Origin of the sequence: Photobacterium sp. GB-210 (genome assembly GCF_003026075.1) — a bacterium.
Taxonomy (GTDB): Bacteria; Pseudomonadota; Gammaproteobacteria; order Enterobacterales; family Vibrionaceae; genus Photobacterium.
On record NZ_PYNU01000016.1, the window covers coordinates 23,318 to 34,992 of the forward strand.

Below are 11,675 nucleotides of genomic sequence, written 5' to 3' on the forward strand. Positions count from 1 at the left end.
AAAATCTCTGCTCTTTAAAAAAGAGCAGAGACTAAATCGATAGTTTTATTCACTCAAGTTTGTGATGACAACTTAGTGGCGGAAGTGGCGCATACCGGTAAATACCATCGCCATGCCATGCTCGTCAGCAGCAGCAATGACTTCATCATCACGCATTGAACCACCCGGTTGGATAACACAAGTAATGCCTGCTTCTGCTGCGGCATCAATACCATCACGGAACGGGAAGAATGCATCTGATGCCATTACGCTACCCGCGACTTCTAGGTTTTCGTCAGCAGCTTTAATACCTGCAATTTTGGCAGAATAAACGCGGCTCATTTGACCTGCACCAACACCTATGGTCATATTGCCTTTTGCATACACAATCGCGTTTGATTTCACGTATTTCGCTACTTTCCAGCAAAATAGTGCATCACGCAGTTCGTCTGTGGTTGGTTGACGTTGAGTGACAACGGTTAAATCATCAACCGATACCATACCTTGGTCACGGTCTTGAACCAATAAACCACCATTTACACGTTTAACGTCAAAACCCGTAGTTTTGGTTGTCCATTCGCCACACTCAAGAAGACGTAAGTTTTTCTTGGTTGCAACAACGGCTGCCGCCTCTGCTGATACTTTCGGCGCGATAATAACTTCGACAAATTGACGATCAACAATCGCTTGTGCAGTTGCTGCATCTAATTCACCGTTGAACGCAATAATGCCGCCAAATGCTGAGGTAGGGTCAGTTTTGTAAGCGCGATCGTAAGCTTCAAGTAAATTGTCCCCGAGTGCGACACCACATGGGTTAGCATGTTTTACAATCACACAAGCGGGTAAATCGAATTCTTTCACACACTCAAGTGCTGCATCTGTATCGGCGATGTTGTTGTATGATAGCGCCTTACCTTGAAGTTGCGTTGCCGTTGCGACAGAAGCTTCTTGTGGGTTGGCTTCAACATAGAATGCTGCTGCTTGGTGGCTGTTTTCACCATAGCGCATGTCTTGTTTTTTCTCGAATTGCTGATTGAAAGTGCGTGGAAACTTCGATTCCTCGTCACCTTCTTTGTTGTCGCCGTAAGATGGCACCATAGTACCAAAGTAGTTGGCGATCATACCGTCGTAAGCTGCAGTATGTTCAAAAGCTGAGATAGCTAAATCGAAACGTGTTGCCTGAGTTAGTGAGCCATTGTTGGTGCTAATTTCTGTTAGTACGCGGTCGTAATCGTGCGCATTAACGACAATCGCTACATCTTTATGGTTTTTTGCTGCAGAGCGAACCATTGTTGGACCACCGATGTCGATGTTCTCAACTGCGTCGGCGAGCGTACAACCGGCTTTGGCAACAGTCTCAGCAAAAGGATAAAGGTTAACAACAACCATATCGATAGGGTTAATACCGTGCTTTTCCATTACTTCGTCGTCAGTACCACGACGGCCTAGTACGCCACCGTGAACTTTTGGGTGAAGGGTTTTTACACGGCCATCCATCATTTCTGGGAAACCGGTGTAATCAGAAACTTCAGTGACTTGAATGTTTTTCTCGGCAAGTAAACGAGCGGTACCGCCTGTCGATAAGATTTCTACGCCGCGATTGGCAAGAGCCTGTGCGAATTCCACAATACCTGTTTTGTCTGATACGCTGATCAGTGCACGGCGAATAGGACGAGCGTTTTCCATGGCTACTATCTCTTTTAATTACACGGTGAATAGAATATTTCCCAAGACCAAGCCCATTTGGTGTGAATTGGTTTTGGGAAATATCCTGATTCTCATCACATCAACAATGTTTGGGTGATGACAATAGTGATTTATCAATAATGGTCATTTGTGTGTAATGTGACCATTATTTTACATGAATAGGAAGATTACGCAAACGTTTGCTTTTTTGGGTGTCTTTAGGAGAAATGAGCAAGATGGCGATGTATTTGATTGGTCAATTAGCAAAGTTATGTCAGGTCAGTAGCGATACATTACGGTTTTACGAAAAAAATGATTTGCTCCAGCCTGCAGGCCGAAGCGACAGTGGTTATCGTTTATATAGTGATGATAATTTATCGCGAGTTAAATTTATCTTACGGGCCAAAGCTATTGGCTTAAGTTTGGAAGAAATTCGTGAGCTATTAGATATCCGACTGGAAGCTAGTCAACATAGTTGTGCGGAAGTAAAAGCGATCACCCAAGCTAAGCTTGACGAAGTGGATATGAAAATAAAGGAACTCTCGCGTATTCGACGCGCGTTAAAAAAGATCAATGATGCGTGTTGTGGCCATGTGGATGATGATGCGAGCCATTGCTCAATCCTTGAGGCCTTGAACGATAGCTGTGATACGCCAGATCCTATCGGTGACACCAAGTCATGTTGTTCAAGGCACAAGAAATAGAACGTATAAATTAATCGCTGGTGGCTTCTTTTGCATTTTGGATCGCATCTTTTGTGGTATCACGGAAAAAGTGTCCCGTTGCTTTGGTTGCATCACGGGTCGCGTGACCAATCTCAGTGAAGCCATCTTTAATATTTTGTTTATCGCTACTGCTACAACCAACTAATGGTAACGAAGCGATCAGTAGTACCGCTAAAACATGTTTATTTAACATCTGAGATCCCTTGATAAAATTTCAAAGACTAGTGTAGCGTTTTTTTATCATGAACCAAGTTAAATTCATGTCATGAATATCGTGATTAGCGTCATTATATTTCATTAGGGCATTGTGAAATTTTGTGATAATTTCCAGTCAAAAGCGTATCGCTAATACGAATTAAAGATAAGGAAAATCGATGTTAAAAGTAAATGAATATTTTGATAGCCAAGTAAAATCAATTGGCTTTGAATCTTCGGGTGATCATGTCAGTGTTGGCGTAATGGCACCTGGCGAATATACTTTTGGTACTGTAGCACCTGAGCGTATGACGGTGGTTAAAGGTGCATTAACTGTAAAACTACCAGGCCATGTTGACTGGGAAACTTACAACGCAGGCGATAACTTTGAAGTTCCAGGTGACAGTTCATTTAATGTGAAAGTATTGGTTACTACTGCTTATCTTTGTGATTACTTATAATTTTAAATTATAGTGATTATCTAAAAGCTTCACTTCGGTGGAGCTTTTTTGTTTGCCGCTGTTTGATATCTCTATGCCGATCCTCGTTCAATTAATTGTGGCGGTAAAATAAACTGTTGTGCCGTTTCATTATGAACCGTCATTTTTGCGAGTAACCGTTGTCCTGCAAGTTGACCCATTTGTCGCGTAGGAGAGCTGATCATGGTTAGGCTTGGCTGAGTTAAAGCCGCTTCAGGGGTATCATCAAACCCAATTAAGCCGATTTGTTGACCAATATAGTTATCTTTTCCGACACTTTTCCCTACCCGTTGAATACCATACATCGCCCCTAATGCAATGGCTGGTCGGTGGCATAATAGCGCGGTAATTTTAGGATGCTGAGTTAGCAGTTGTTGAACATGATCCGCGGCTTGGCACTGGTTATTCTGAGCTTCAATTATCCATTCATTTTTAAACGGTAAGCCATATTGCATTAATGTCGTGCCATAGCCGCCAATACGCTCAGCACGGGTGAGTGAGTCACTGCTGCCACCAATATACGCAATATGACGATGACCTTGTTGGATCAAGTGCTGAGTTGCAAGGATTGCGGCTTGATGATTATCAGGCCCAATATAATCGACCTCATTATTCACGGCGGAGCGGGCCAAGCAAACCGCAGGAATATTGGCTTGTTTTGCCATTTCGAGTACTTTGTTGGTTGCTTCTCTTACCGGGCTAAATGCAATACCTGCGACACCTTGTTGGATCATCGATTGGACACATTGGATTAATTTGTCTGCTTGATGGTTGGACTGAGCAAGAAATAACATATGGTCATGTTGTTCAAGCTCATCGCTTAACCCTGCCGTGACTTCGGTATAAAAGGGATCTGTAATATCCGCTAAGATCCAGCCGATCAAATTTGAGTGATTGGATCGTAAATTCGCTGCGGCGTTATTGCGAACATAGCCTAAGGCTTCAACTGCTTGATTGACCTTATCGATTGTCGCTTTTGATATACGGCCTTTATTGCCCAGCACCAAAGAAACAGTAGAAACGGAGACGCCGGCATAGTCGGCAACATCGGTGATCTTTACTTTGCTTGATTTAGCCATTAGATAGTTAATTACCCTGTATTTATCTATCAATATAAAACGTTATATCTATAATCCGAATATTAACAGGATCACAGTTTTTAATATGTGTTATGGCGCGAGATATGTTCCGTGATCTCGATGCCGATAAAAGTTGATAAAACGTTTTATCATTTATTTCGTAATTCAGCAAAAGCGTTGGCAGAAGTTTTGAGCTCATCTTCGTCGACGTTTTTTTTCAACAAAGTGATAAAACGTTTTACCACTTTGTTTTTGACGAAGATAAAACAGTGATCAGGTGACAATGATGTCTAAATCTGCAAATAAAACAACGCTATGGGAATTTTTCCAAAGCTTAGGTAAAACGTTTATGTTGCCAGTGGCACTTTTGGCGTTTTCCGGTATTTTACTGGGTATTGGTAGCTCGTTATCAAGTGCTGCAGTAAAAGAAAGTATGCCTTTTCTTGATAATACCGTACTGCAATTGCTGTTCATGTGGATGACCAAAGTTGGTTTGGTTGCATTTATCTATTTACCTATCATGTTTGCCGTAGCCATTCCTCTTGGCCTTGCTCGTGAAGAAAAAGGTGTTGCCGCGTTTGCCGGTTTTGTTGGTTACGCAGCACTTAACTTATCGATTAATTTTTACCTAACAGTGGCTGGCGTATTAGGCAATGCGACCGAAGAAAAAGCCTACGGTGTGAAGTCTGTTTTAGGCATAGAGTCGATTGATACTGGCATTTTAGGCGCGGTGATCGTCGGTATTATTGTGGCGAAACTGCATGCACGTTTCTATACCTACAAAATGCCTGATGCATTAGCTTTCTTTGGTGGCGCGCGTTTTGTTCCGATCATCTCAACCTTAACGCTCGGTGTGGTTGGTCTATTAGTACCGCTAGTATGGCCTTACTTTGCTATGGGTATTAATGGTATTGGTAGCTTAATCTCTCACTCAGGCCCATTTGGTCCATTCCTTTTCGGTACCGGTGAGCGTTTGTTATTGCCATTTGGCTTACACCACATTCTTGTTGCATTGGTGCGTTTTACGGAAGCGGGTGGCACGATGGATGTGTGTGGTAACACGGTAAGTGGCGCATTAAATATTTTCTATGCAGAGCTTTCTTGCTCAACAACTAATGGCTTCTCTAACTCGGCAACATCATTCTTGTCGCAAGGTAAAATGCCTGCTTTCCTTGGTGGATTACCCGGTGCTGCTCTTGCGATGTACCACTGTGCTCGCGTTGAAAATCGCAGCAAAGTAAAAGCGTTATTGTTATCAGGTGTGGTTGCGTGTGTGATTGGTGGTATCACAGAGCCATTAGAATTCTTATTCCTGTTCGTTGCACCAGCACTGTACTTTGTTCATGCTATTTTAACAGGTGTTGGCTTTATGGCGATGCACCTATTAGGCGTAACGATTGGTAATACTGATGGCAACATTATCGACTTTTTGATTTTCGGTGTACTTCAAGGTACGGCAACGAAATGGTACTTAGTACCTCTTGTTGCTGCAGTATGGTTTGTGATGTATTACAGCGTATTCCGCTTTGTGATCACTCGCTTTAATTTAAAAACTCCAGGCCGTGAAGTGGCTGATGTAAAAGATGAGTTAGCCTTTGCGGAAACGGGTGAGAAAACGACGGGTTACAAAGGTAATATTATTTTAGAAGCACTGGGTGGTGCTGCAAACATTACGTCACTGGATAACTGTATTACTCGTTTACGTTTATCGGTTAATGATATGAGTTTAGTGAATGACGCCGTACTCAAAGCTAACGGTGCGTTGGGGGTCGTTAAGCTTGACGATCATAACTTACAAGTCGTGATTGGGCCTCAGGTGCATATGGTCAAAAATGAAATGCAGGGCTTAATGCCAGCGACGGCATAATATGATTGCGGAGCCTAGTGCTCCGCTTTTTTGTTTTGGATAACTGTTTTTGCTTGTTGCAAGAGGTTGATATGTTTGATTTCTCTACCCCAGTTAACCGTTATGGTACCTATTGTACCCAGTGGGATTATGTTGAAGATCGGTTTGGTGAAGCGGATTTATTGCCGTTTACTATTTCTGATATGGATTTCGCCGTTGCGCCATGTATTGAGAAAGCGTTATCTGAGCGATTAGCACATGGTGTATTTGGCTATAGCCGATGGAATCATGATGATTTTAAATCTGCGATCACAGGATGGTTTTCACGCCGCTATCATAGTCCAATCAATCCCGAGCATATTGTGTATGGTCCATCGGTGATTTACATCATTTCGCAATTAGTGATGCAGTGGACAAAGCAGGGGGAAGGAGTCCTCATTCATACTCCAGCCTATGATGCGTTTGGTAATATGTTAGCGGCTAATGATCGTCTCATGCTAACAAGCCCGTTGTTAAAAACGGCTGGTGGCAGTTATGAGATTGATTGGGCACAATTTGAAGCACAAGCGGCAAAATCAAACTGTAAAGTGTTATTACTGTGTAGTCCACAAAATCCAACTGGAAGAGTATGGACACGTGATGAACTCAGCCGTATGGCACAGATCTGTTTGCAACATCAGGTGAAAGTGATCTCCGATGATATCCATATGGATATGGCATTTAATGATTATATTCCTTGGCCTGAAGTGGCATTAGATGATAATTGGGCGTTGGTTTCTTCAGGATCAAAGTCATTTAATATTCCTGCATTAACGGGCGCATATGCGTTTATTGCCGATCAAACGGTGCGTGAACGGTACCTTACTCAGTTAAAAGCGGCACATGGTTTATCGTCACCGTCGATTTTAGGCGTTATAGGACATATTGCCGCTTATAACCAAGGTGAAGTATGGCTCGATAGTTTAAAAGACTACCTTCAAGCTAACCTTTGTTATGTCGCAGAGCAGTTAAATCAGGCCTTTCCTGAGTTGAATTACCAAGTGCCTGAGGGGACATATTTAGCGTGGATTGATTTAACGCCATTGAGCGTGGATATGGATGCCCTACAACAACGTCTAATTAGTCATTACAAAGTCGCCATTATGCGCGGTGATACCTATGGTCAAGAAGGGCAAGGCTATGTTCGTTTGAATGTCGGTTGTCCTCGTAGCAAAGTAGAAATAGGTCTCAAGGCATTGATGAGTGCATTGCATGATCTAAAACATCAATAGAATATTGCTTGTTTTATAACTAAGAAAAGCTTCGCGTCGGCGGAGCTTTTTTGTATCTGTTATTGCCACTCATTTTTAGAGATCAAGCGTTTTATCAATTGCGCCTTTATATGACATGTAACGCACATGTTGGATTTATAAAAATTATCTGGAGAGAAAGCATTATAGTAACAGTATTTAGCAAGGTTGAGTTCTGGTTAATCACGCCTAACATGTTGCTTTAGATACTTAGAGCCTAATTGATCTTGTCGTTATAGCGAAACTATTTCATGACTAAACGTAATAAGTAGGATAGGGAGTTCTATGAATCTATCGTTAACACATGCATCAATTAGTACCAAAGCTTGGATCATATGGCTGTTATTTGCCATCGGTCTTATTTCTATTTCTGCATTAAATATTTCCTCAACTAATCAACATATGCGAGCTAATTATGAGGGAGGTATTAAGCAAATAGTAGAAGGGGCGGTAGGAGTGGTTAATTACTATCATGCACTTAGCTCCAATGGCACATTGAGCGAAGAAGAAGCGCAAAAACAGGCTTTAGCGGCAATTAACGCAATGCGTTTTGATGGCGGAAATTATATTTTTGCGGGAAATAAGGAAGGCTATCAAATCGCAACCCGTTTTGATGAAATGATGGGGACTGACATTCTGTCACTAACAGACGGTAATGGACGACGATTCGTCGAAGAGCTTTACAGTGTCGGTAAGCAAGGTGGTGGTTTTGTTGATTATATGTGGAAGTCATCGTCAGATCCTAATCAACTGATTTTAAAAACGAGCTATGCTGATTATTTTCATCCTTGGGGCTGGATGATTGGCGCAGGAATGAATATCAAAGCCTTAAACCAAGATATTCAAGCCAGCCAATGGCTATCGTTTGTGAATGTTGCTGTTATTTTGGCAATACTGTCATTATTGATGGCGTATTTTATTCGTAGTATTACTTTGCCAATTAAAAAAACCGTTGCTGCGATGCGCGATCTATCAACCGGTGAAGGTGATTTAACTCAGCGTCTTAAAGAAGAGGGCGGTCCTGAATTAACGGCACTTGCGAAACATTTTAATCGCTTTGTTATTTCTATTCAGGCCATTATCCATAATATTAGTGATGCAGGTTCACAACTGACTCACTCTTCGCGTTGTTTATCACAATCAGTGTTATCGATGGATAGTAATTTAAATCAACAGAAAGAAGACACCGATCAACTCGTGGGGTCAATGGGGGAAATGCTCACTGCGGTTGAAGAAATTGCAGGCAGAACCGTTGATGCCACTGATTTTAGTATTAAAGCAGCGAAACAAACAGAAGCCAGTAAAGTGATTATTCAGCGTAATATTGAAGAGTCACAATTGCTCGCATTAGATATTGGTGAAGCCAGTAAAGTGATCACCCAACTAGCAACAGATAGCCGTAATGTCGATACCGTGTTGGAAGTGATACGTGGCATTGCAGAGCAGACCAACTTATTAGCGTTAAATGCTGCGATAGAGGCTGCAAGAGCCGGTGATGCAGGGCGAGGCTTTGCTGTTGTTGCTGATGAAGTTCGCACCCTATCACAGCGCACACAAGAGTCGACGATTGAAATTCAAACCATTATTGAAAAATTACAACAAGGTGCGGAGCAAGCGGTTGGTGTCATGAATCAGGGGGCTGAAAAAGCCCAGAATGCGTCAAAGATTTCTGCATCGGCAGGGGAAGCGTTGAATTTAATTGTTGAAGAAGTTCATGCGATACAAGGGATGAATCAGCAGATCTCAGCCGCAACAGAGCAGCAATCATTAACCGTTAATAGTATTAATCAAAATGTGGCAAGTTTGAATGATAGCTCGATATCATTGTCGACTGAATCTAATCAGATGTCGTCATCGAGTGAAGAGCTCAATCAAATTTCGGAAGATCTAATGGTGACGATTCAGCGTTTTAAACTGCATTAAAGTAGGACTATTATGTTTTATTTAGCATGACAGTACCGAATAGCAGCCAATAAAAAAGCCATGCCTGAAATACAGGGATGGCTTTTTTATCAATAACTTAAACTAAATGTATTAGTTCATGCCATATTTTTTAAGCTTCTTACGTAGCGTACCACGGTTGATACCCATCATGGTTGCAGCGCGAGTTTGGTTACCGCGAGTGTACTGCATGATAGTGTCTAATAGTGGTTGTTCAACTTCTGCAAGCACAAGCTCGTACAGATCGTCGACTTCCTGACCATTTAATTGAGCAAGGTAGTTTTTAAGGGATGCCTTCACTGAATCACGTAATGGTTTCTGTGTGATTTGGTCTTGTGAAGTTACAGTTGTTACTGTTAACGCTTCGGAAGTCAGATTTTGTTCGAACATAATTCTGTAAGCTCTTCTAGTATTTATGCAACGTTTTCGAAGTAGCCTTGCAGCGCATCAAGTTGCTGTTGAGCATCCTCGAGTGCGTTGAAGGTCTGGCGGAAATCACCGGCTGGTGCATGTTCTTTCAAGTACCAAGACACGTGTTTACGTGCAATGCGCAGTCCTAGGTATTCACCGTAGAACTGGTGGAGTTCTTGAACATGTCCCAACATGATTTCACTGATCTCATCAATTGATGGGGCAGCGAGGTGTTCACCAGTTGTTAAGTAATGGTGGATTTCTCTAAAAATCCACGGCTTCCCTTGTGCAGGTCGGCCAATCATTAGAGCATCGGCACCCGTATAATCGAGTACAAAGCGTGCTTTTTCCGGGCTATCGATATCACCGTTAGCGATAACTGGGATCGAGATGGCTTGTTTCACCGCTCTAATGTAGTCATATTCCGCTTCACCTTTGTACATACATGCCTTGGTACGTCCGTGAAGGGCGAGGGCTTGTATGCCGCATTGCTCGGCGAGTTTGGCTATGTCGACACAGTTTCTATTTTCCAGATCCCAACCAGTACGGGTTTTAAGCGTAACTGGAACATCTACCGCATCCACCACTGTACGAAGAATGTCTTCGATAAGGTTGGGATATTGCAGTAGTGCAGAACCGGCTAATCGTTTGTTTACTTTCTTTGCTGGGCATCCCATGTTGATATCGATGATTTGCGCACCGTTTTCAACACTGAACTGCGCAGCTTCAGCCATCAACTTTGGATCAGCCCCTGCTATCTGAACCGAACGAATACCTGATTCACCTTCGTGAACCATACGATTGAGCGATTTAGACGTCTTCCAGAGATCTGGGTTCGACGACATCATCTCGCTAACTGCCATACCTGCACCGTAGCGAAGGCATAACTCACGAAATGGCCGATCGGTCACACCCGCCATAGGCGCGACTATCAGCTGGTTTTTAAGTTGATAAGGACCGATTTGCAAAATGTCTCTACCTGACTGTGCCAGTAAGGGCGCGCATTTTACGCATTTTTTGCTCTGCTGAAAAGGCCAATAATTGAGCATGATGATTTTGTTTGCCAAAATCGTATGATTTTCAATCAATTGACCGATTAAATTTATAAATAAAAATCAGCAGTAGTACCCAAAACTGCGTGTGATTATGCCTTACGGCCTGAGATGCGACACCACTCTTCACGTGCAATTACTGGGTCTAAAGCCAGTTCATCGCTGTAGTAGGTTGACACATCAGCCGCTTGGCTTTCTAGCACACCTGAGATCGCTAAGTCGCCACCGTCTTTAACAAGGCTCTTGATCACTGGTGATAGTTCACGCAGTGGGCCTGCAAGGATGTTAGCAACTACAACGTCAGCTTGAATACCTTGAGGCTGATCTTGTGGTAGGTATAGTTCTAGATTGTCAGACACACCGTTACGTTCTGCGTTATCACGTGACGCTAAGATCGCTTGTGGGTCGATATCAATACCAATAACTTTTGCTGCGCCAAGTTTTAGTGCAGCAATCGCTAAAATGCCTGAACCACAACCAAAATCGATAACCGTTTTACCGGTTAGGTCTTGGCTGTCTAACCACTCAAGACAAAGTGATGTTGTTGGGTGAGTGCCTGTACCAAATGCTAGACCTGGGTCTAATAGTACGTTCACCGCGTCTGGCTCTGGCGCTTCACGCCAGCTTGGGCAGATCCATAGACGACGACCGAAACGCATAGGGTGGAAGTTATCCATCCACTCACGTTCCCAGTCTTTATCCTCTAACTGCTCGATTTTATAAGCAAAATCATCAGCAATTAATGGGCTGTTTTTAAGCATGTTCAGCACGAAATCCATGTCGGCTTCAGCATCATACAAACCAATTACATCGGTATCACCCCAAAGGCGGGTTTCACCTGGCATAGGCTCGAAAACTGGCGTGTCTTGTGCGTCTAGGAAGGTGACAGACAGAGCACCAGTCTCTTCCATTAGCATGTCGCCAATTGCTTCTGCGCTCTCTGCAGTTGCGTTCAGTTTAATTTGAATCCAAGGCATGGTTTATTCGCTTATT

11 protein-coding genes are annotated in these 11,675 nt (G+C 42.8%); 5 read left to right on the forward strand and 6 right to left on the reverse strand.

Going from position 1 to position 11,675, the window contains the following annotated elements:
* Positions 1-72: 72 nt before the first annotated feature.
* Entirely contained in the window at positions 73-1,665 is a 1,593-nt protein-coding gene (gene purH / locus C9J38_RS15825) for a bifunctional phosphoribosylaminoimidazolecarboxamide formyltransferase/IMP cyclohydrolase (RefSeq protein WP_107207959.1), read from the reverse strand.
* Positions 1,666-1,901: 236 nt separating this feature from the next.
* Here purH and zntR point away from each other — a divergent pair, with 236 nt between their 5' ends.
* Positions 1,902-2,369, forward strand: coding sequence for a Zn(2+)-responsive transcriptional regulator (zntR, locus tag C9J38_RS15830; protein ID WP_107207960.1), 468 nt, complete (start codon positions 1,902-1,904; stop codon positions 2,367-2,369).
* Positions 2,370-2,379: 10 nt separating this feature from the next.
* Here the strand turns inward: zntR and C9J38_RS15835 are convergent, their stop codons facing one another.
* A complete protein-coding gene (locus tag C9J38_RS15835) occupies positions 2,380-2,583 on the reverse strand; it encodes a hypothetical protein (RefSeq protein WP_105061403.1) in 204 nt (67 codons plus the stop codon).
* Positions 2,584-2,764: 181 nt separating this feature from the next.
* Between C9J38_RS15835 and C9J38_RS15840 the strand changes: the two genes are divergently transcribed.
* The gene (locus C9J38_RS15840) at positions 2,765-3,046 is read left to right on the forward strand and encodes a pyrimidine/purine nucleoside phosphorylase (RefSeq protein ID WP_006647687.1); all 282 of its coding nucleotides are present in this window, start codon (positions 2,765-2,767) and stop codon (positions 3,044-3,046) included.
* Between the two features lie 71 nt (positions 3,047-3,117).
* On the opposite strand, the gene malI is transcribed toward C9J38_RS15840, so the two are convergent.
* On the reverse strand, positions 3,118-4,143 hold the full coding sequence (gene malI / locus C9J38_RS15845; RefSeq protein WP_107207961.1) for a Mal regulon transcriptional regulator MalI: 1,026 nt from the start codon (positions 4,141-4,143) through the stop codon (positions 3,118-3,120).
* 286 nt (positions 4,144-4,429) lie between these two features.
* On the opposite strand from malI, the gene malX reads away from it, so the two are divergent.
* The 3 genes from malX to C9J38_RS15860 all read left to right on the forward strand — a co-directional run bounded on the left by malX (position 4,430) and on the right by C9J38_RS15860 (position 9,201).
* Positions 4,430-6,010, forward strand: a complete 1,581-nt coding sequence (malX, locus tag C9J38_RS15850) for a maltose/glucose-specific PTS transporter subunit IIBC (protein ID WP_107207962.1) — start codon at positions 4,430-4,432, stop codon at positions 6,008-6,010.
* Positions 6,011-6,081: 71 nt separating this feature from the next.
* Positions 6,082-7,260: a MalY/PatB family protein gene (locus C9J38_RS15855; protein ID WP_107207963.1), complete on the forward strand. Its 1,179-nt coding sequence runs from the start codon at positions 6,082-6,084 to the stop codon at positions 7,258-7,260.
* Positions 7,261-7,563: 303 nt separating this feature from the next.
* Positions 7,564-9,201, forward strand: coding sequence for a methyl-accepting chemotaxis protein (locus C9J38_RS15860; protein WP_107207964.1), 1,638 nt, complete (start codon positions 7,564-7,566; stop codon positions 9,199-9,201).
* Positions 9,202-9,312: 111 nt separating this feature from the next.
* Here the strand turns inward: C9J38_RS15860 and fis are convergent, their stop codons facing one another.
* The 3 genes from fis to prmA all read right to left on the reverse strand — a co-directional run bounded on the left by fis (position 9,313) and on the right by prmA (position 11,659).
* A complete protein-coding gene (gene fis, locus C9J38_RS15865; RefSeq protein WP_005372656.1) occupies positions 9,313-9,609 on the reverse strand; it encodes a DNA-binding transcriptional regulator Fis in 297 nt (98 codons plus the stop codon).
* 23 nt (positions 9,610-9,632) lie between these two features.
* Positions 9,633-10,598, reverse strand: a complete 966-nt coding sequence (gene dusB, locus C9J38_RS15870; protein WP_199187146.1) for a tRNA dihydrouridine synthase DusB — start codon at positions 10,596-10,598, stop codon at positions 9,633-9,635.
* Between the two features lie 176 nt (positions 10,599-10,774).
* On the reverse strand, positions 10,775-11,659 hold the full coding sequence (prmA, locus tag C9J38_RS15875; RefSeq protein WP_107207966.1) for a 50S ribosomal protein L11 methyltransferase: 885 nt from the start codon (positions 11,657-11,659) through the stop codon (positions 10,775-10,777).
* Positions 11,660-11,675: the final 16 nt, after the last annotated feature.